At 70.4% G+C, this 21,802-nt stretch carries 12 protein-coding genes; 8 read left to right on the top strand and 4 right to left on the bottom strand.

What is annotated here, in order from left to right; all coding sequences use genetic code 11:
* Positions 1-59: 59 nt before the first annotated feature.
* From G3573_RS01965 to G3573_RS01980, 4 genes are all read left to right on the top strand, one after another.
* Positions 60-239, top strand: a complete 180-nt coding sequence (locus G3573_RS01965) for a hypothetical protein (RefSeq protein WP_163259167.1) — start codon at positions 60-62, stop codon at positions 237-239.
* A gap of 158 nt (positions 240-397) precedes the next feature.
* Positions 398-1,996 carry a hypothetical protein gene (locus G3573_RS01970; protein ID WP_163259168.1) on the top strand — a complete coding sequence of 533 codons (1,599 nt, stop codon included), beginning with the start codon at positions 398-400 and terminating at the stop codon, positions 1,994-1,996.
* A 160-nt stretch (positions 1,997-2,156) separates the two neighbouring features.
* On the top strand, positions 2,157-5,765 hold the full coding sequence (locus G3573_RS01975) for a hypothetical protein (RefSeq protein WP_163259169.1): 3,609 nt from the start codon (positions 2,157-2,159) through the stop codon (positions 5,763-5,765).
* A gap of 12 nt (positions 5,766-5,777) precedes the next feature.
* Entirely contained in the window at positions 5,778-9,983 is a 4,206-nt protein-coding gene (locus tag G3573_RS01980) for a hypothetical protein (protein ID WP_163259170.1), read from the top strand.
* On the opposite strand, the gene G3573_RS01985 is transcribed toward G3573_RS01980, so the two are convergent.
* On the bottom strand, positions 9,980-10,666 hold the full coding sequence (locus G3573_RS01985; protein WP_163259171.1) for a GNAT family N-acetyltransferase: 687 nt from the start codon (positions 10,664-10,666) through the stop codon (positions 9,980-9,982). The genes G3573_RS01980 and G3573_RS01985 overlap by 4 nt on opposite strands.
* Positions 10,663-12,000, bottom strand: a complete 1,338-nt coding sequence (locus G3573_RS01990; protein ID WP_205598013.1) for a S41 family peptidase — start codon at positions 11,998-12,000, stop codon at positions 10,663-10,665. The genes G3573_RS01985 and G3573_RS01990 overlap by 4 nt, the downstream gene beginning before the upstream one ends.
* A 124-nt stretch (positions 12,001-12,124) precedes the next feature.
* On the opposite strand from G3573_RS01990, the gene G3573_RS01995 reads away from it, so the two are divergent.
* Complete coding sequence (locus G3573_RS01995; protein WP_163259173.1) at positions 12,125-12,727, top strand: helix-turn-helix domain-containing protein; 603 nt, start codon at positions 12,125-12,127, stop codon at positions 12,725-12,727.
* Between the two features lie 151 nt (positions 12,728-12,878).
* Positions 12,879-13,721: a type II CAAX endopeptidase family protein gene (locus tag G3573_RS02000; protein WP_163259174.1), complete on the top strand. Its 843-nt coding sequence runs from the start codon at positions 12,879-12,881 to the stop codon at positions 13,719-13,721.
* On the opposite strand, the gene G3573_RS02005 is transcribed toward G3573_RS02000, so the two are convergent.
* Positions 13,710-15,059 (bottom strand): sigma-54 dependent transcriptional regulator, encoded by a 1,350-nt coding sequence (locus tag G3573_RS02005; protein WP_163259175.1) that lies wholly within the window; start codon positions 15,057-15,059, stop codon positions 13,710-13,712. The two genes, G3573_RS02000 and G3573_RS02005, sit on opposite strands and share 12 nt — an antisense overlap.
* The gene (locus G3573_RS02010) at positions 15,059-16,888 is read right to left on the bottom strand and encodes an ATP-binding protein (RefSeq protein WP_163259176.1); all 1,830 of its coding nucleotides are present in this window, start codon (positions 16,886-16,888) and stop codon (positions 15,059-15,061) included. The genes G3573_RS02005 and G3573_RS02010 overlap by 1 nt, the downstream gene beginning before the upstream one ends.
* 242 nt (positions 16,889-17,130) lie before the next feature.
* Here G3573_RS02010 and G3573_RS02015 point away from each other — a divergent pair, with 242 nt between their 5' ends.
* Both G3573_RS02015 and G3573_RS02020 read left to right on the top strand, forming a co-directional pair.
* On the top strand, positions 17,131-18,714 hold the full coding sequence (locus G3573_RS02015; RefSeq protein WP_205598014.1) for a dicarboxylate/amino acid:cation symporter: 1,584 nt from the start codon (positions 17,131-17,133) through the stop codon (positions 18,712-18,714).
* A gap of 12 nt (positions 18,715-18,726) precedes the next feature.
* Positions 18,727-21,801, top strand: a complete 3,075-nt coding sequence (locus G3573_RS02020; protein ID WP_163259177.1) for a TonB-dependent receptor — start codon at positions 18,727-18,729, stop codon at positions 21,799-21,801.
* Position 21,802 lies beyond the last annotated feature (1 nt).

Raw genomic sequence — 21,802 nt, forward strand, 5'->3', positions numbered from 1 at the left:
AACCTCCCCGCCCCTGCGCCGTTTCTTCTGACGCGCGTCCCGCGCCAGAGGAGCGGCCCATGGACATGGAAGACAAGGTTCGCGACGCGATCCTCTACGACCTCACCCGCCAGGCCGAACTGCCCGACGCCCGCCTGAAGGTCGAAAAACGCCCCGAAGGCCACCTCGTGGTCAGCGGCGACGTCGACCTGGAGGAGCTGGCCATGGCCGTCGTTGGCGCGGTGGCCGGGGGGCCGTGAAGAGGGGACTAGGGCCTTTCTCACTTCAGATACCGCCCCGTGACAAGCGCTGCAGTGAAAAGAAGATCGGCACCCGGCAAGTGTCGGCGCCGGAGCCCTTGCAACTCTAGGAGCAGAGTTTTTATTAAGCGCGGTTGAATTGAGGTGCTGGGGGCGCCGTGACCCGACGTTTAAACTCCGATGCCCTTGGGAAAAAGGGTGAGCAGCGGTTTGCAGAGCTTTGTGTTGACGCCGAGCTCGTTCCTAACAAGGCAGACTGGGACCGGACTGGCTGGGACTATGTGGTCGACTGGCCGGCGCACAAGGAAGCGGGACTAAGCCTAGACCGCCGACCGTCCCCAATTTCCTGCTACGCCCAAGTCAAAACCCACTGGTCGGGCGGTGATAGCATCCGAGTTCGGCTGTCGTCTGTAGAGCGTCTAGCCAAGGACCATCGGCCGTCATTCATATACGTGTTGACCGTTTCGGACACCCTCGATTTCGTGGGCGCGAGCGTTATACACGTTGAGGGCGAGTTCCTTGAGCTGATCTTGAGGAAGCTTCGAGAGTGCGAAAAAGAGGCAAAAAAACCAAACAAGGTCGAGTTTACCTTCTCCATCTCCAAGTGGGGCGAGCCTATTTCTGCTACAGGGCCGGCCTTCCGGACGTTTGTGGAAAAATGCGTCGGCCCATCTCTGTTTGATTACGCCGGGCGAAAACAAAAACAGCTTGAGACCTTAGGATTTGGCTCAGACCGATTGCATTTTAGCGCAACCATAACGGCCACAACTCGCGACGATATTATTGACGCCTTCTTGGGCTTGAAGCCCGTCAATGCAGATATTCATGGAGGATTTGAGAAGCGCTTCGGAATCTCTCTCCCGATTCCGGATCTTCCTTTAGGTGCCACGGTCCTAGAATTTCAACCACGGGCTTTCGACGAATGCCGGATTAAGCTTCGTCGGGAATTGCTTGATGAGCCTATCATCTTCAAAGGTAAAATGTTTGGAGTCCCGAAGGAAGTTGCGGGGCCAGAACGTGTAAAATTTTTGCTTGAGACCGATCTTTTTAAACTGATTCTTTGCGCGACTGGTATATCAGAAAAGCAAATTGACCTATCGATCAATCTTAGAATGCATCGTGAAGTAATCGAGTCGCGTGTGCTCAGAGCGGAGGACTGGCGTGATTTCTATTCGTTTGTCGCGCTCTTGACGGAGGGCCCGCTACGCATCGAGGTCGTGCCTAAAAAGACGAAGACTGCGCTCGCCGGCACCATTTCGGCGACATTCGATGAAGAATCCAGCGCGGGTTGGCGCGAACTTTCCAAACTCGCGTCGACGCTTACCCGCTATTTCAAGATTGCCGGTGCCCCAAATACAAAGCTGCGCATATCTGACGTAGTCGAAGCTTGGGACGCTATCGACATATTGCGATTAATTGAAGACGCTCCACGGACGTTGAATCCGCCCAGCTTTCAAACGCCACTGATATCAGACGTGCGCGAGGACTCCCGAGAGCACCTGTTATACATCCAGGTAGTCCCGTTAGGGGCGTTCAGCCTTGCCTATTGCGTCAAAGTTCAGTTGGTGCCGACGTTGCGTGATGACGGCATCTCGTGGGTTGGTGACGAGATGTCGCTTGTTGCGATTGAGCGCTTCAGAAGCGAGGGATTGGATCTCAATAATTTCGTTGAGAGAATGAAAGTCGCTACCAAAGTAGTGAGCTATGTCGTTTCTGGGGGTCCAAAAGGCGCACTTTCTCCTCCTGAGGCCGCCTGATGACTCTGCCCCCCAATTGACACCCCCGCCTAACGGCGTTCTCCTCTAGCCGCCGGCGTAGGGGGCTCGCCGGTGCGGTCCTGTCGGACCGGCTGGTGTTCGTCGCCGGTAGTGGCCCGGCGGTCGGCTCCCGCGTTCGCGTCTGCGTCCGGGGGGGAGCATGGCCGACGAACACGACGCCCGAGAACCGACTTCGGTCTCCGAGGCCCTGCGCATCCTGCGGCTGAACCGCCGGCGCGTGCTGACCATCCTGGCTGCCGGCGCGGCCACTTCGGCCGCCGCGCAGAGCCGCACGCCCTCGCGCACGCCGCCGGGCGGCGGCGGCGGGCGGCGGCCCGTTCCGGGCATTCCCGGCGGGCGCGGGCCGCAGGTCACCATCGATCTGAGCAATCTGGGCCGCCGGCGCGACGACAGGCCCAAGCTGCCCGACAGGATGTTCGTGGTCCGCCCCGACGACATGGTCGTGCTGGAGGTGGAGCCGGTCGGCCTGAAGCGCTCGGCCGGGCGGCTGGTGCGCTCGGGCGGCGACGCGCTTCTGATCGTCGACCACCCGGCCCAGGCCATAGCCGAGCAGGCCTACTGGAAGACCTCGGGCCAGGCCTCGAACACGGCGGTCGACAAGACCGGCGCGCCCTACGCCGCGCCCGGCGACGAAAACCCGCTGCCGACCACGCCCGCGCCCTCGCGCCTGGCCGGGCGTTCGCGCGTGGTCGTGCGCATGCCGGCCGGCCAGGCCGACCTGCCCTGCACGCTGGAAGGAATCCTCGAGGCCTGCCGGACCTGGCCGCTGGTGCTGGATCCGGCCGCTCGTCCGGCGCCGCCCGAGGCGGTGCGCGCCGGCCGCTTCACCGTACCGCTGGATGCGGCGACCGCCGTGCTGGCGGGTTCGCTGCCGGTGGGGGCGCGCGACAAGCTCAAGCCCGCCCTGGAGACGGCCAGCAGCAAGGTGGCCGCGGGGATATTGGCGGGCGCGCGCGGCGGCAAGCCGCTGGACGACGCGGCGATCGACGCCCTGATCGCGCGCGAGGTCGACGCCGCAACGATGAGCTCCGGCGGGGCGGGCGTGCGCGCCAGGCTGACTCCGGAGCAGACCGCCTCGGTGCGCGGCCTGGTCGAGGCCTCGGCCATGACCACGGTCGGCGACCAGTCCTTCGTGCTGTTCGACCAGAAGCCGCACGAGCCGGCCGACAAGACCACCCAGATCGAGCTGCCCTGGCGGCTGATCCAGTCGCCCCTGCCGGGCGCCGGCTTCGACCACCAGACCCTGCCGGTCAATCACGGCGGGCGCATCGAGCTGTGGCACTCGCGGCTGGGCGCGCGGCGCGAAAGTCCCCTGCCCGGCCAGCGCACGGTCGACGACCGGGCGGCCCAGCCGGTGCGCGCCCTGTGGTCGCCCGACTACGAGACGCCGCTGACCGACACCAACGCGGTCTGGGCCCTGACCGGCCAGGACCGCAAGATGCTGGTCCTCAACATGGCCGACTACGCGGCCAAGACGCTGGACGGGAAGAAGTTCATCCCCCGCCCGTCGCGGGCCAAGCGGCTGATGCTGTCGGCGCTGGGCGGCTGGCTGGACGCCGAGGGCGCCTGGCAGGTGCGGCCCAAGGGCAGCGACATCGAGGCCTGGAAGCACAAGACCGCCCAGGCGCGCGACTACTACGTGCGGGTGGTCTACGCCGGCTTCCTGTTCCCGACCGGGCACGCCGCCTCGCTGGTCAAGGAGACCGAGCGGGTCTTCGAGACCCAGAGCGACGGCGGGCGGGTGGCGATGCTGCGCCAGCGCAGCTTCATCATCGTGCGCGAGAAGACCCGCACCTATCCGGGGGCCAACCAGGCGTTCGGCGGCTACGACCTGCCGTTCAAGCAGATCGACGTGCTGACCGAGGTCACGCCCGACCTGAACCAGCCGGGCAAGCCGACCGGCGGGGCGCCCAACGCGCTGGACGTCGGCTTCTATGGCAGCCCCGACCTGGTGCGGCAGGCCTTCTGGCCGACCACGGCCGACGGCGACATGGCCTTCAAGATCTCAGGCGTGGACGCGGCCGGGCGGCGGATCGGCTTCGACCTGCCGATGATGTTCGTCTCCGACCAGCTGAACGCCGAGGCGGCCAAGGTCGCGGCCATCGCCGGCTTCTACAACGCGGGAAACCAGCTGAACCGCCGCAAGCGGACCCTGGGCGGCCAGACCGTGCAGATGGCTCCGGGCGAGGCCGGGGCCGAGGACGTGCACATGCCGGCCTCCAGCGTGACCTTCCGCGGGGCCGGCGCGACCTCGACCGAGGGCATGTCGGCGACCGCGCCGCTGTTCTATCCGGGCCTGGACGGGGCCGAGGTGAAGCTGCGGGCGGTCGAGGCCATGACCGGCGCGGTCGGGGCGCGCGCGGTCAGCTTCAACCCGACCTATCTGCGCGAGCAGTTCGGCGGGTCGAACGCCGGCCAGGTGTTCCTGGACCTGGTGGCCAAGGCGGGCGCGGGCTCTAGCGAGCAGCTGGGCGGTCTGATTTCGCCCAACTTCGCGCCCAGCGCCCTGTCGCGGAAATACGGCGCGGTCGGCGGCAAGAGCGATCCGGGCGGCGGCGGCGCCGACGCGGTCGGCTCGGCCGCCCAGTTCCTGAAGGGCGAGTTCAACCCCGCCGACTTCATTCCCGACGACGTCATGCTGCTGGGCGCCTTCCCGCTCAGCAAGGTGCTGAAGCTGGTGGCGCTGGCGGCCGAGGCGACCGGCACGGAGATCCCGCGCCTGTCGCAGGTGCAGTTCCCCGACCGCATCGAGGCGAAGTTCGAGTTCGAGCAGAAGGACCTCGACCCGCCCGCGCCGATCGACGAGATCTTCAAGCCGATCAAGGGCAAGAACGTCTTCAGCCTGAGCTCCAGCTCGACCATCTGGCTGAACGGCAAGGCGGCGGAGACGCGGGTCGACGGGTCGCTGACCCACTTCCGCATCAACCTGTTCGGCTGCCTGATCATCCACTTCGTCAACCTGGCCTTCTCGGCCGAGCCGGGGCGCAAGCCCAAGGTCGACGTCGACCTGGACCCACAGCACGGGGTCGAGTTCGGCGGGCCGCTCAGCTTCGTCAACAAGCTGCGCGAGCTGATCCCGTCGGACGGCTTCGCCGATCCGGTCGGCCTGTCGGTGACGCCGGCCGGCATCAACGCCGGCTACAGCCTGACCCTGCCGCCGATCGCCATCGGCGTTCTGACCCTGCAGAACGTGATGATCGGGGCGGCCTTCAACCTGCCGTTCATGGGCGGCAAGCCCAACGCCCGCTTCAACTTCGCCGAGCGGGAGAGCCCGTTCAACCTGACCGTCTCGCTGTTCGGCGGCGGCGGCTTCGTGGCGCTGGCGGTCGACACCGGCGGGGTGCGCGAGGTCGAGGCGGCGCTGGAGTTCGGGGCGCAGATCTCGATCGACCTGGGGGTCGCCTCGGGCGGCGTCTACGTCAAGGGCGGCTTCTACTTCCACTGGGTGGACGAGAGCGGCAAGGAGCGGGTCGAGCTCGAGGCCTATGTCGAGATGGGCGGGCACCTGTCGGTGTTGGGCCTGATCACCGTGTCGCTGACCTTCCACCTGGGCCTGACCTACGAGAAGGCCGGCGACGAGGCGCGGCTGTACGGCCAGGCCACCCTGACGGTCGAGATCGAGATCCTGTTCTTCTCCATCTCCGTCGACGTGACGGTGGAGAAGCAGTTCGCCGGCTCCAAGGACCCGTTGATCACCGACCTGACCACCGCGGACGACTACGCCCGCTATTGCGCCGCCTTCGCGTAAGGAACCTGGACGATGGTCACCTACTCCTCCGAAGCGGTCTGGACGGTCCTGCCGAACGGCTTCTCCGACGCGAAGCAGCTGAAGGCCTCGATCCTGGTGTCGCCGCGGCTGTGGTCGGACGCCGGCGATCCGGTGCTGGGCGGGCACGACGGCTGGAAGGTCTGGCGCAACTGGGCCGCGGCCATGGGCGAGGCCGGCGTCTTCCTGACGGCCCCGGGCCTGTCCGCGCCGGTTAAGGCCACGGTCGTGTCCAAGACCGACAAGGCGGTGTTCGAGGCCCTGTTCGGCGACGCGACGCCGGTGAAGCCCTTCGTGTTCTCCGACTGGTCGAAGAAGAAGGTGCTGAGCTATCCGCTGGCCGATCTGGCCGTGGCGCTGGACGAGACCTACGGCGGCTGGGCCCTGGCCGCAGGCGAGGAGCTGCCCAAGCGCGGCGAGTTCGGCGACAGGTTCAGCCGGGACTTCCAGCCCAAGCGCCGGACCCGGCCCGAGGACGTGCTGCGCATGGTGGCCGAGGGCCAGGCTTTCGGCCGCACGCTCGGCCAGAACGGCCAGGGCGCCTCGACCGCCCAGCTGGCCCAGGCGCTGGACCTGCTGTCGACCTATCACCGGCCGCTGAACAAGCAGGAGCTGGCGGTGTGGACGCCGGAGGCGGGCGACGAGGTCCACGAGCCGGCCCGCTACCGCAAGGGCTCGCGCACGGCCCTGCCGAGCAAGGCGGAGCTGGCCCGCAAGGTCGACTTCCACCAGATCGCCGCCGCCCTGATCCAGTATCCGGACCTGGCGCGCGCCTGCGGTTTCGTCGTCGACGTGGAGATCGCCCCCGCCGCCGTGGCCGCCGCCGGCGCGAACCTGAAGCTGAGCGTGGCCGAGGTGGTGTTCGACGGCTTCGATCCGCCGGCGCCGATCAGCCCGGTGTCGATGATCCGCAACACCGACACCGGCTTCTTCCTGCAGGGCGCGCCCCTGCCGGCGGGCCAGGTCTCGCCCTTCGTGGAGCGGTGGCTGCGGCTGGACGCCAGCGGCCCCTACCGGCTGGTGCAGATGGACGTCGACGGGGCGGGGCTGAAGTTCAGCCAGTTCGCCGAATCCATGCTGCGCGAGGTGCCGGCCGACTTCGACGACGACATCCTGCCCGCCGACCCGCAGGCCGAGCCCCAGGCCGGCGCGCCCTCGATCCGCACCGGCGGCCTGACCCTGGCGCACCGCCGGCGGGATCTGTCGCTGCAGGCCGCCTTCGTGCAGGCCAAGAGCCTGAACGTCGCCGCTCTGGCCCACGCCGCCGCGCCCACCGACCCGACCAAGCCCGCGGCGACCGTCTTCGCCGGCGACGCCGTGCGCGGCTACCGGATCGACGTGCTGGACGAGACCAAGGGCCAGTGGCGCAGCCTGTGCGCCCGCCACGGCGCCTACACCTTCACCAAGGGCGGCCACGCGCCGCTGCCGTTCGGCTCGCCGGACGCGCCGGCCCCGGGCAAGCCGCTCGACGAGGGCATGGTGCGCGCCGCCGCCGGCTCCTCCAGCGACGGCTCCAACCCCAACCTGGTCAAGGTCCACGAGGGCCTGTTCAGCTGGCGCGGCTGGAGCCTGTGCGCGCCCGAGCCCGGCAAGTGGGTGAAGTCAGACAACAGCTTCTCCGGCGCCGCCGACCCGCTGCCGTCGGGCCTGCCGCTGGACGTCGCCTTCGCCGCCCAGCCGGGCACCCTGCCCTCGCTGCGGTTCGGGCGCAGCTACCGGGTGCGCGTGCGCCTGGTGGACCTGGCCGGCAACTCGCTGGCCGCCGACGCGGCCGCCCCGGCCGGGGCGGTGTCGGACCCGCAGACCTACCTGCGCTACGAGCCGGTCGAGCCGCCGAGCCTTGCGCTTCTCGGCGACCGGCCCGGTACCGTGGAGCTCCCGGGCGATGGCGAGTCCATGGGCCGCCTGGCCATCCGTACATTGGACGCAGGCCTGGCCGAACCCAAGCGCGCGCGGCGCCACATCGTGCCGCCGCGCGTGGGCGCCCGCTTCGCCGAGCAGCACGGCGTGCTGGACGGCCCGGACGGGCGCATCGACGCGGGCAAGTGGTCGACATTGATCAACCAGGACTCGCCGCTGATCGACCTGGAGGTCGACGGTCAGCGCTGGCCCTGCGCGCGCGAGCGCTTCGTCCTGCCCTTCCTACCCGATCCCATGGCGGTGGCGGTGGCTGTCCGGGTGCTGGGCGTCGACGGGATCAACCCCAAGGTCGTCCACCACGTGCCGCTGTACGGCGACACCGTGCCGGTCACCGCGGCCGCGGCCAAGGACTGGCCCAAGGCCAGGCCGTTCGAGATCGAGCTGGTCGACGGCGGGCCGGGCGCCGGCTTCACCATCGAGGGGACCGGCCGGCGGGTGTTCCGCCTGCGCCTGACCAAGGCCCAGCGCGCCCGCCTGCGCGTCTCGTGCGTGCTGCCGGCCAGCGCCAAGTCGATGATGAAGTGGCGCGCGCGGGTGGCCTCGGCCGGCCTGCCCGCCGCCCAGCAGCACGCCCTGGACGACCTGGTGGAGGGCGGCGGCCACTGGATGCTGACGCCCTGGCGGACGGTCGAGCTGGTGCACGCGGTGCAGCGGCCGCTGGCCAAGCCGGGGATCCTCAACATCGACACCGCCCAGCGGGCCTTCGGCGAGCTGGACGCGCAGCTGTTCTTCGAGACGCCGCTGGACGCCAAGAGCACCGGGCGGCTGGACCTGTACGGCGAGTGGAACGAGGTCGAGGACGCGGCCGGAACGCCGCGGCCTGAGGGCCGGCGCGCGACCGCCGACGCCTGGGGCCGGACCATCACGCGCAAGGAAACGCAAGCGAGCTTCCACGCCGAGGCGCGCAGGGCGCCGCCGGAGCACAAGTTCGCCGACACCCGCTATCGCCGGGTGAGCTATCGGCTGGACGCCACCACCCGCCACCGTGAGTTCATGCCCGCCGGCCTGCGCGACAAGCCGGACGAGCTTAAGGTCAGCTCCGACCTAAAGCAGGTCTGGATCCCCAACGCCGCCCCGCCGGCCCCGCCCTCGGTGCTGTACGTGGTGCCGACCTTCGGCTGGAGCCGCACCCAGTCGGGCGGCGAAAAGCGCTCCATGCGTTTCGGCGGCGGCCTGCGGGTCTATCTGGACCGGCCCTGGTTCAGCTCCGGCTACGGCGAAATGCTGGGCGTCGTGCTGGCGACCGAGGGCACGCCCTCCGCCGAGCTGAACGGGCGGCTGAAGTCGCTGGTCACCCAGTGGGGCCGCGATCCCGTGTGGCCGCAGGCGCCGCTGACCCAGTTCGCGCCGGCCAGGTCGGCCTTCCCGCTGGCCCGCTACCAGGCCCCGATCGCCTTCGACGGCCTGCCCGACCTGCCGGCCGAGGAGGGTTCGGCCCTGCCGCCGGGGCCGTTCCGGCAGGGGCTGTCGCACCGGGCGCTGGCGGGCTCGTCGCTGAAGCTGGACGTGGCCCCGCACGCGGTCGGCTGGGACGACGAGCGCAAGCTCTGGTACGCCGACATCGTCGTGAACCTGCCGTCCACGGCCTATCTGCCGTTCATCCGGCTGGCGCTGGGCCGCTACCACCCGGTGTCGGTCGACGGCGCGCACCTGTCCGACGTCGTGCTGGCCGAATTCCAGCAGCTCACCCCCGACCGGCTGGCGGTGGTCACCGAAGCGCTGGGCGCGCCCAAGACCGTGCCGCCGACCCAGGCCTTCAAGGTCCAGGTCTACGGCGTGCTGCCCAAGCCCAAGGAGCACTCGGCCTGGCAGGAGGCCGGCAAGATCGACGTGCGCGTGCAGGTGCTGCCGCCGGACGGCTGCCCGGACCTCGACTGGGTCGACTGGCACATCCCGGAAGGCTCCAAGTCGCTGGCGCCGGGGGTCGGCGGGCTGCCGGTCTCGGTCGGCACGGGCGGAAGCGGCGTGAAGCTGGACGGCGGAGCCGTGCTGGGCGCGCTGGTCTCCGGCGTCGCCAACCAGTCCGCCCGCGCCCAGGCCGACAAGCTGGCGGCCCAGGGCCGGTTCGACGACATCGTCCGCGACCCGATGCTGATCGCCTCGGTGATCCCGCCGCTGATCGAAGAGGTGAGCGTGGTCGCCCCCCTGCCCCAGCCGGGCGTGCGGCGGCGTCTGCTGATCACCGAGTCCGAGGTCTATCGGACCACGCCGGGGACCGGCGCGCCGAAGTCGTCGGAGATCGCCGAACGGATCGTGTTCGTGGAGACGGTGGAGATCTAGGCGCGGGTCAGCCGGGTCATCAGCACCTCGCGGCGCAGGGTGAAGCCCAGGGTCTCGTAGAGCGCGATCGCGCCGGTGTTGCTGGCGTAGGCGTGCAGGAACGGGGTCTCGCCGCGCGCGAGGATCTTGCCCGCGACCAGCCGCATCAGCGCCCCGGCGTAGCCGCGGCCGCGGTGGTCGGGGTGGGTGCAGACCCCGCTGACCTCGGTGAAGCCGTCGGGCTTCATCCGCTCGCCGGCCATGGCCACCAGCCGGCCGTCCAGCCGCACGCCGAAGAAGTCGCCCAGCTGGTGGGTCCGCTCGAAGAACGGGCCGGGCTGGGTCAGGGTCGCCAGCGCCAGCATCTCGGCCGCGTCGGCGTCGCCCAGCGGGATCATCTCGAAGTCCGCGGCCGGCCCCTCGGTCAGCCGCTCGGCCGTCATCTGCACGCCGAGATCCTGGGAGGCGACGGCCACGCCGGGCGCCTGCGGCGGCGCGTCGGGCTGCAGCAGCGCCACGTCGCCCTGCGCCGCCACCAGCGCCGCGAGGCCGTTCAGGCTGGCGTCGGAGGCGTCGCCCAGGGCCGCGAACACGCCGTAGGCCGGGTGGTAGCGCCGCGCGCCGCCCTCGACGACGGCGAGGTGGGCGTGGCGTCCGGTCAGGGCGGACCAGGCGCAGCGATCGAGCGGGTGGGCGGCGGTCATGAGCCGGAGATAGGCGCTCGCGGCCCGCCCGTCACGCTTGCCGTTCGCTTCAACAGGCTGTCGACCGCGGCGCGCTGATCGAGCGGGTCGTCCGCGATCGGCAGGTCGGGCTCGACGTAGGCGGGCCTGGCCGCGCCCGAGGGCCGGTCGAGCACGAAGCGGGGATAGAACAGCACCAGGCCGGTCTTGGGCAGGCGCAGGCTCTGGACCGCGCCGGACTGGCGGGTGCGGACCGCGCCGCCGACCCCGGCCACCCGGCCGAAGCCGTAGTCCTGCACCACGTTGCTGAACAGCACGGCGGACGAATAGGTCTGCGGCCCGACCAGCACGTAGACCTGCCCCTTGAAGCGCAGCGGCTCGGCCGCTTCCGGCGGCGTTTGGGCCTCGATCTCGCCGGAAATCAGTTGACCCGCGACCTCGCCCGCGCGGGGCTGCAGCACCCGCTTGATGTAGCGCGAGCCGTGCCGGTAGGGCTGATCGGCGATGTAGCGGAGCAGGCCCTCGCGCCAGTAGTCGTCGTCCCCGCCCCCGTTGCGGCGGAGGTCGACGACCAGCCGGTCCGCGCCCGCGGCGGCGATCCGCGCGAAGCAGTCCTGGGTGAAGGCCAGGTACTGCGCCTTGTCGGGCCAGGCGAACGAACCGGCGGTCAGGACGGCGCCCCGCGGGCCCACCTCGCAACGATAGGTGCGTTCGAAGCTGGCCTCGTCCTGCAGCAGGGCGGGGCTATCGCGGCTGGCGGCGACGCGCACGCGGCCGCCGCCGACCAGGTCCAACTCGAACGCGGCCGGCGCGCCGTAGAGCTTGGCGTAGTAGAGCCACCAGCGCTGGGCCAGCAGGGCGGACCGGAAGGCCGGGGTGTCGCCGTGCACGCGCGCCGACAAGGTCCGCACCACCTGGCCGGCGTCGCGTCCGTCGATGCGCCGGATGCGCCGGCCCGCGTACGGCGTCGGGCCGCCGCCCAGGGCCGAGACGATCCGCACGGCGCCGTGGGCGTCGATGCTGACCTCGAACGGGAAGAAGGCGCCCCCTTCGGCGAGGGTGCGAGCGCTTTCCTGGCGCCAGTCGGGCAGGGCGATGAAGAGATGCCCGTCCGCCAGCAAGGGGTTGAGCTGCGCCAGGGCGGACCAGGCTTCCGTTCGGGTCATCGGCCGGTCCAGCTGGCGCTCGATCCGCCGCGCGGCGCGCTCCAGCTCGGCCTTGCCGACGGAATGGGCCAGGTCCGGATGGTTCTGCTCGATGGTCTCGACCGCCAGCCGCAGGTCGGCCCGCAGGTCGGCGGGCGAGATCGGCGCCGCCTCGGCCGCCGCATCGCCGCTGGCGAGGGCCGCGGCCACGAGCGCCAAACCCAGTTGTTTGAAGAGAGCCGCCCGCATGATCGCCCCAAGGCTCCGCGCGCGACGAGATTGCCAGCGCGACGGCTTGTTGAAATAATAGGCGCCAATTTCAACAGGAGTCCACATGGCCGAGCCGTTCGTCAGGCGCGCCCTCCGCGAACCGGCGCAGATCCGGCTGCTGAGCTCGGCGGTGCGGCAGGAGATCGTGGACACCCTGGCCGCCCTGGGCGGCGAGGCGAGCGTCGCGGCCATGGCCGAGCATCTCGGCCGCCCGGCGGACGGGCTCTACTACCACCTGCGCGCCCTGCTCGACGGCGGGCTGGTGGAGGAGGTCCCCGCCAGCGAGGACGAGCGCCGCTACCGTCTGGCCGGCGAAGGCGACGGGCCGATCCGGCTGGCCTACGACCTCGGGGCGGAGGGCAATAGGCGCGAACTGGGCGCCTTCGCCCGCGCGCTCCTGCAGATCGCTGCCGAGGACTTCGAGGCGGCGCTGGCGGCGCCGGGGGCCGTGACCGAGGGACCGGCGCGCGAGCTCTGGGTCTCGCGCAACAAGGGCTGGCTGAGCACGGACGACCTGGAGGAAGCCTCGCGCCTGCTGGAGCGGCTCAGCGAGCTGAGCAGCCAGCCGAAGGGACCCGGCCGCGAACGGCTGATGAGCTTCGCCTTCGCGCTGGCGCCGCTCAGCCCGCGTCCCCGGCGCCGGGGCAAGGCTGGCCGTCCGGATTGATCGCCGTCCCGGCGGGATTGATCGCGCCCGGATTGAACCGCCGCACGGCGGCGCTTGAGCTCGACGGGCCTACCTGACCCCGTGGTCGGCGTTTCCGGCCTGGGTCGACGGCCCGGCCCGGGGCACGGCGCGCACCTGAAGGATCGAAGCGATGCCCGTCGTGCTCCTGTTCCTCGCCCTGATGGTCGGTTCGACCGCCCTGATGCATTGGGCGATCGTCAGCTTCGGCTTCACCAGCATGACGGCGGTCCTGCTCATGTGGACGGTCGGCCTCAGCGCGATGCTCGCGCTCAAACTCATGCGTCAGGACCTCTCGGGTCTCGGCTGGAGATGGGGCCGCTCGCGCTTCCACCTGATCGCCTTCGCCCTGCCGATCGCCTACGGCGCCGTGACCTGTTCCACCGCGGACCTGGCGGGCCTCGCCAGCTTCCCGAAGTTCGAAATGCTGGGCGAGATCGCCAAGCAGCAGGGCTTCGGCCCGCTCGGGCCGACCTTGTCCGTCGTCGCCGTGATCCTGCTGGCGGTGACCGCCGGCATGGTCAACAACATGGCCGCCGCGCTCGGCGAAGAGATCGGCTGGCGCGGTTTCCTGACGCCGCGGCTCACGACGATGATCGGGTTCTTCGGCGCGGCCCTGATCACCGGCCTGCTCTGGGCGTCCTGGCACCTGCCGATCCTGATCTTCAGCGACTACAACGGCGGCGGCGAGAAGGCCTACGAGGTCGTCTCGTTCATGGTGATGATCACGGCGATGAGCGGGGCGGCCGCCTGGCTGCGCCTGGAATCCGGCAGCCTGTGGCCGGCGGTCACCTTCCACGCCTCGCACAACCTGTTCCTGCAGATGATCTTCGGCCCGATGACCACGCGCGGCGACAGCCCCGTCACCATGGTCGGCGAGTTCGGCGTGGTCACGGCGATCGTCTGCGTGATCGTCTGCGCGCCGTTCTGGGTGGCCGGCGTGCGGAACCCCTGGCCGCCTTCCCTACCGCGCTGACGACGGCCGGTACTGCTCGATGTCGATGCCGTGCCGGGTGAGCTTGTCGTAGAAGGTCTTGCGCGGGATCGACAGCCTCTGCAGGGCGGTGCGCACGTCGCCGGCGCAGGCGTCCAGGGCCTCGCGGATCAGGTCGGCCTCGTAGCGGCCCACCCGGGCGGGCAGGCTGTCGGCCTGCGGCGCGCCGGCCTCGGCCAGCGGCGCCTCCAGCCCCAGCACCACGCGCTCGGCGAAGTGGCTTAGCTCGCGGCCGTTGCCCGGCCAGTCGTGGTCCAGCAGCCGCCGGCGCACCGCGTCGGTCAGGGCCGGCGCCTCGCGCCCGAACTTCTGGGCCGCCTGGGCCAGGAACCGGCCGAACAGCAGGGGCACGTCGGCGCGCCGCTCGCGCAGGGGCGGAATGCGGATCCGCACCACGTTGAGCCGGTGGTACAGGTCGGCGCGGAAGGCTCCGCGCACGGCCGGGTCGCCGAGGTCGACCTTGGTCGCGGCGACCACCCGCAGGTCCACCGGGCGCGCCTCGTTGGCCCCCAGCGGGGTGACCTCGCGCTCCTCGAGCACGCGCAGCAGCTTGCCCTGGGCGGCGGCGGGCAGGTTCTCGATTTCGTCGAGGAACAGGGTGCCGCGGTCGGCCGCCTCGATGCGCCCGACCCGCTTGCGGATGGCGCCGCTGAAGGCCCCCATCTCGTGGCCGAACAGCTCGCTTTCGATCATGGCCTCGGGCAGGGCCCCGCAGTCGATCACCGAGAACGGGCGGGGGCGGCGGCGGCTCAGCCGGTGCAGGGCGCGGGCGACCAGCTCCTTGCCGACCCCGGTCTCGCCCTCGACCAGCACGTCGACGTCGGCTTCGGCGACATGGCGGATGGTGCGGCGCAGGTGCTCCATCACCGGGGTCGAGCCAACCAGCGGCAGGTCGCCCTCGACCCGGTCGGCCTCGCGGCGCAGGCGGCGGTTGTCGAGCACCAGGGCGCGCTTCTCAAGCGCGCGGCGCACGCTGGAGAGCAGGCGCTCGGCCGCGTAGGGCTTGGGCACGAAGTCGTAGGCGCCCTCGTGCAGGGCCTCGACCGCCTCGGCCACGTCGGCGTGGCCGGTGATCAGGATGACCGGCAGGTCGGCGTCCAGGTCGCGCAGCCGGCGGAACAGCTGGCGCCCGTCGATCTGCGGCATGCGGATGTCGCTGACCACCACGCCGGGGAAGCCGGGGCCGACCGCCTCCAGCGCCTCGGCCGCCGAGCCGAACGACAGCACCTCGAAGCCGGCCAGCTGAAGGGTCTGGACGTTGGCCTCGCGCAGGACGTCGTCGTCGTCGACGAAGGCTATGAGGTTGCGGTCTTCGAACATCAGACGGCCCTCTTCAGGACGATCAGGAAGGCGGCGCCGCCGTCGGCGGACGGAGCGGCCGAGAGGTCGCCGCCGAACTCGGTGACGATGTCGCGCGAGATCACCAGGCCCAGGCCCAGGCCCTGCGCCTTGGTGGTGTTGAACGGGGTGAACAGGGCGGCGGCCGCATCGGGCGCCAGGCCCGGGCCGTTATCGGCCACGGTGATGCGGACCTGCGCGTCATCGGCTTCGACCGACAGGCGCACGCGCGGGTCGGCGACCCCCTCCAGCGCCTCCAGGGCGTTCTGCAGCAGGTTGACCAGCACCTGCTCCAGCCGCACGCGCTCGGCCACGACCTGAACGCCGGCGGCCGGCGGGCCCGTCCGTTCCAGCCGCACGCCCTGCTGGCGCAGGCGCGCGCCGACCAGCAGCAGGGCGCCGGAGAGGGCGTCCTCGACCGCCACCGGGTGGGCGTGGCGGCTGGTCTTGCGCGAGAAGGCGCGCAGCTCGTCGGTGATCAGGCCGATGCGCTGGGTCAGGTCGGCGATGACGGTCAGGTTCTTGCGCGCCGGGCCCGGCTGGGCGCGGTCGAGGAAGACTGCGGCGTTGTCGGCGTAGGCGCGGATGGCGGCGACCGGCTGGTTGATCTCGTGCGCCACGCCGGCGGCGATCTGGCCGAGGGTGGCCAGCTTGTTGGCCTGGACCAGTTCGTCCTGCAGGGTCTGCAGCCCCGCCTCGGCCCGGCGGCGCTCCTCCATCTCCAGCACCAGGCGGTCGTTGGCGTCGCGCAGTTCGCGGGTGCGGGCCTCGACCCGCGCCTCCAGCTCGACGCGGTCCGCTTCGCGCCGCAGCGCACGCGCATGGGCGCGCTCGCGCCAGTACAGCAGGGCGCCGGCCGTCAGCAGCAGCGAGGCGGTCGCGAGCAGGGCGACGGAGCGGGCCGCCGCGACGGCGTTGTCCAGCGCCCGGTCGGCCGGGGTCAGCAGGTGCAGGGTCCAGCCCGGGGTCGAGGTGGCCACGCCCGCCGCGACGAAGCGCTTTTCCGGCGTCCCCGGCGCGGCCCGGATGGAGAGCTCGTCGCCCTTGCGCACGAACGGCAGCGGCTCCAGCGGCGCGCGCCCGAACTGCAGGCCCTGGCGCAGGCGCGTCCGGTCGGCCTGCGGTAGCGGCTGCAGCGTCCGGAACCGCCAGGCCGGCACGCTGGTGACCAGAACCACGCCATGCGGATCGGTGACGAAGGCCGGCTCGCCCGACGCCCGCCACTCCGCCTCCAGCGCGTCGAACTCGAGCTTCACCACCACCACGCCCAGGTCGGTGTCGCCCTGGCGGACGCGGCGGGAGAGGAACAGGCCGGGGCGCTGGCTGACCGTGCCGAGCGCGAACTGCTCGGCCGTGCCGCCCCGCATGGCGTTCCGGAAATAGGGGCGGAAGCTGTAGTCCGAACCCACGAAGCTGGTCGGCAGCCGCCAGTTGCTGGCCGCCAGGGTGCGGCCGCGAGCGTCGAGCACGTAGATCACCGCCGCGCGGGTCTGGCCGCTGAGGCTTTCCAGCTTCTGGTTGAGGGCCGAGACCTGGGCCGGGTCGCCGCTCCGCAGCAGCGCCTTCACGTCCGGGTCCTCGGCCAGCACGAAGGGCAGCGAGCGGTGCTTCTCCAGCTGGCTGCGCATCACCGCCTCGTGCAGGGCGGCGGCGGCGGCCGACTGGCGCTGAAGCTCGGCGGTGGAGCGCTCGGCCGCGAAACGGCCGGCGACCGACACCGAGCCCGTCAGCAGGACCAGGCCGACCAGGGCGAACACGGTCCAGCGCGCGACCGGCCGGTCGAGGCTGCGGAGCGACAGCGGCGGCGTCAACGACGGACCTCCCCTCCTCCGACGACGCCTGCACAGTAGCGGCTGTGCGGATTTCCGCACAAGTGGCGAAATTGGTATGCGGGGTTTCGCACAGCGTCGCCGCCGCCAGCAGGCGATTTCCTTGCAAAACAAGGACTGTCGGCCGTCGAGCGGAACGGTTTTGCCGTGTGGGCGAGCCCTGACACGCTGTAGCTAACGCGCCGCTTCAAGACGGCGCGAACCGGAAACGCCGGAGCGCGCCGATGCGCGGGCTCCCCATCGAGAAGGGCTGGCGCGTGATTGGCCAGGACCACGCCGCGGAGGTCGCTCCCCGGCGCAAGGGGCTTCATCGGCACCTGTACGTGCAGGTGCTCGTGGCGATCGCGCTGGGCGCGTTGGTCGGCCACTACTATCCGGCGTTCGGCGAGGCGCTGAAGCCGCTGGGCGACGCCTTCATCAAGCTGGTGAAGATGGTCATCGCCCCGGTGATCTTCCTGACCGTGGTCACCGGCATCGCCGGCATGCGCGACCTGGACAAGGTCGGCCGCGTGGCCCTGAAGGCCTTCACCTACTTCCTGACCTTCTCGACCCTGGCCCTGATCGTCGGCCTGATCGTGGCCAACGTGGTGCGGCCCGGCGCGGGCATGAACATCGACCCGGCCAGCCTGGACGCGGCCGCGGTGGCCGGCTACGCGGCCAAGGCTCACGACCAGACGGTGGTCGGCTTCCTGCTGCACGTCATCCCGGACACGGTGGTCGGCGCCTTCGCGGACGGCGAAATCCTGCAGGTGCTGTTCTTCTCGGTGCTGTTCGGCCTGGCCCTGGCCATGGTCGGCGACCGCGGCCAGCCGGTGATGGACGTGCTGAACGCCGCCGGGACCGCCTTCTTCCGGCTGGTGGCGGTGCTGATGCGGGCCGCGCCGATCGGCGCCTTCGGGGCCTTCGCCTTCACCATCGGCAAGTACGGCATCCAGTCGATCGCCAACCTGGCCGCCCTGGTCGGCACCTTCTACCTGACCTCGGCCCTGTTCGTGCTGGTGGTGCTGGGCGCGGTGGCGGCCTTCAACGGCTTCTCGATCCTGAAGCTGATCCGCTACCTGAAGGAAGAGCTGCTGCTGGTGCTGGGCACCAGCTCGTCCGAGGCGGCCCTGCCCAGCCTGATGGACAAGATGGAGCGGGCCGGCTGTCCCAAGCCGGTGGTCGGCCTGGTCGTGCCGACCGGCTACTCGTTCAACCTCGACGGCACCAACATCTACATGACCCTGGCGGCGCTGTTCATCGCCCAGGCGACCGGCATCGACCTGTCGCTGGGCGAGCAGATCCTGCTGCTGCTGGTCGCCATGCTGAGCTCCAAGGGCGCGGCGGGGGTGACCGGCTCGGGCTTCATCACCCTGGCCGCCACCCTGTCGGTGGTGCCTTCGGTGCCGGTGGCCGGCATGGCGCTCATCCTCGGCGTCGACCGCTTCATGTCCGAGTGCAGGGCGCTGACCAACTTCATCGGCAACGCGGTGGCGACCATCGTGGTGTCGCGCTGGGAAGGCGGCCTCGACGCCGACCGCTTCGCCGCGGCGCTGGACGCCCGGCCGGTCGCGGCCCGGCCGGCCAGCCGCCTGAAGCCGGTGCTGATCGGGCTGATCCTGCTCGCCACGCCGCTGGCCGGCGCCGCCGCCACCGTCGCGATCTTCGGGACCGAGCGGGTCGAGGCTGAAGGCCGCGCCCTGGTCGAGACCGTCCGCCAATCCGTGTCCTCGGCCGTGTCCGGCGAAGCCGCCGCGGCCAAGGCCGAACCTGCGAAGGCGCCCCAGGCGCCCGCCAAAGACGAGCCGAACGGCTCAGCCAAAAACTAGGGGGGAGTGAACATGCGTATGGAGAACCTGCGGCGCTGGCTTGCATGCGGCGCCTCGTGCGGAGCGATGCTGGCCCTGGCGCCGGCCGCCCTGGCCCAGACCGAGCCCCAGCCGTCGGCTGACGCCGCCGACGTCGAGGAAATCGTCGTGGTCGGCAGCCAGATCAAGGGCGCGCCCACCACCGCCGCCCTGCCCGTGGTGGTGGTCGGCGAGGACCAGATCGCCGCCACCGGCGCCACGTCGGGCGACGATCTGATGCGCTCGATCCCGCAGATGGGCGACGTGCTGTTCGAAGCCGCCAACAACCCGCAGACCAGCAACTCGGCCCGCGGCGACGTGAACTCGGTCAACCTGCGCTCGCTGGGCGTCGGCAACACCCTGGTGCTGCTGAACGGCCGGCGCATGGTGCAGCACCCGACCAGCCAGGGCACCTCCGACACCGGCACGGTGCCGGTGCTCAGCTACAACTCCAACGCCATTCCGACCTCCGGCCTGCAACGGGTCGAGGTGCTGCTGGACGGAGCCGCGGCCATCTACGGCGCCGACGCGGTGGCCGGCGTGGTCAACACCGTGCTGAAGGACAACTTCGACGGCCTGACCGTGCAGACCCAGTACGGCGGGGCTGAAGGCACCAGCCTGCGCGAGTTCGAGGCCAACCTGTTCGCCGGCAAGAACTTCGACCGCGGCAACATCTCGGCCTTCGTCAACTACACCGACCGTACCGCCCTGATGGCGGCGGACCAGGACTTCACCGCCAGCGACGACATGCGGCCGTTCTTCAGCTCGACCCCGGGCTACGAGACCTCGACCGTGCCGGACGGGCGCTCGTCGCACTCGCCGTGGGCCCAGCTGAGCGTGCCGGCCACGACCACGGCCCTGCGGCCGCGCGCGGACGGGGTGGTGGTCACCACCGCCGCCGGCGCCTTCCACATCCAGCCGTCCAGCTTCGGCTGCGTCGGCGCGGACCTGCACAACGGCCTGTGCCTGGTCAGCGGCACCATCGCCTACACCGGCGCCAACCGCGAGATGCGCTACGACACCCGCCACGACACCACCGTGCGCCCGTCGGCCGAGCGCCTGAACGTGTTCGTGACCGGCCACTACGACATCACCGACAACCTGACGGCCTTCGGCGAGCTCGGCGTCTACGCGGCCGAGACCCGCGCCATCCAGCCGCCGGTGGTGAACCTGAACGGCCTGTGGATCCCGGCCAGCAACTACTGGAACCCGTTCGGCCCGGTGACCTTCGCCGACGGCTCGGCCAACCCGAACCGGCTGGCCAACCTGACCAACGTCCCGACCTCGGGCCTGGCGGTGAAGCTCGGCAACTACCGCTTCGTCGACACCGGCTACCAGGAGGTGACGGTCAAGAACTACCAGTCGCGGATCCTTGGCGGCCTGCGCGGCGAATGGCGGGGCTTCGACTGGGAGACGGCGCTGCTCTACTCCGAGGCCGAGGCCGAGGACATCTCGCCGAACATCAACATGACGGCCCTGCAGCACCAGCTGAGCCTGTCGACGCCGGACGCCTACAACCCGTTCAGCGGCGGCTGCATCGCCACCACCAGCTACGGCGACTGTTCGCCGTCGTCGGCCGCGGCCATCGACGCCATCGTGTTCGACATGCGCCGCGTCTCGCGCACGACCCTGACGCTGGCCGACTTCAAGATGTCCCGCAACGACCTGTTCCAGCTGCCGGCCGGCCCGCTGGGCGTGGCCGCGGGCGTCGAGGTGCGCCGCGAGACCCAGAGCGACGATCGCGACGCCAACCTGGACGGCACCTACACCTTCACCGACATGGTCAGCGGCGACACCAACCTGTCGAACGTCTCGGCGGTGAGCCCCAACCCCGACACCAAGGGCAGCCGCACCGTCGCCGGCGCCTTCCTCGAGTTCGCCGTGCCGGTGGTGTCGCCGGACATGAACATCCCGCTGGTGCACAGCGTGGACATGCAGATCGCCGGCCGGTTCGAGAACTATTCGGACTTCGGCTCGGTGGCGAAGCCGAAGGTGGCGGTGGCTTGGGACATCGTCGAGGGCCTGCGGGTCCGCGGCTCGTACTCGCAGGGCTTCCGCGCGCCGAACCTGGAGCAGACCAACGCCACCCAGTACGCGCGCCTGGCCAGCAACCTTGACTACTACCGCTGCGAGGCCGACCTGCGCGCCGGCCGCATCGCCAACATGAACGCCTGCTCGCGCAACGTCAGCGCCTCGCTGCTGGTGGCCGGCAACCCGGACCTGAAGCCGGAGGAGAGCACCAACCAGTCGGTCGGCATCGTCTTCCAGCCGAAGTTCCTGCCGGAAAGCTGGGGCGACTTCACCTTCACGGTGGACCGCTGGAAGATCCAGCAGGAGGAGATCGTCGGCCTGCTGGGCGCCCAGAGCGCGCTGGCGCTGGACTACCTGAACCGGATCGAGGGCGGCTCCAACCCGAACGTGGTGCGCGCCGCGCCGAACGCCGACGACGTCGCCTTCTTCGACGGCACCGGCCTGACCCCGGTCGGGGCGGTGACCTCGATCAGCGACCGGTTCATCAACCTGCTGCCGCAGACGGCCGAGGGCCTGGACCTGGGCTTCGCCTGGTCCAAGCGCCACACCCCGTGGGGCCGGTTCGACGTGCAGGTGAACGCCTCGCAGCTGCTGCAATTCACCCGCGAGCCCGGCGACATCGTCGACGGCCTGTACGCCGCCCGCGACGCCGGGACGATCAACGCGCTGACCCCGCTGCCGGACTCCAGCCAGCTGATCGCCCGCGGCGGCCGTCCGGAGTGGAAGGTGACCACCTCCGTCACCTGGAAAAACGGCCCCTGGCGGGCGGGCGTCTCGACCCAGTACGTCAGCTCGATCGACCAGTACACGCTGCTGAGCGCGGCGGGCGATCCGTGGGTGGTGGACGATCAGCTGATCACCAACGCCTACGGCCAGTACGAGTTCGAGGAGGCCGGCTGGGCCTCGGACACCAAGGTGCGGCTGGGCGTGCGCGACCTGTTCGACAAGGGTCCGCCGCTGGCCGACGGCGGCTACCTCGGCGCGGTGCACCGCCCGTACGGCCGCTACTGGTACGCCAGCGTCTCCAAGTCGTTCTGAT

Source organism: Caulobacter sp. 17J65-9 (assembly GCF_010975005.1).
In the GTDB taxonomy this organism is placed as follows: domain Bacteria; phylum Pseudomonadota; class Alphaproteobacteria; order Caulobacterales; family Caulobacteraceae; genus 17J80-11.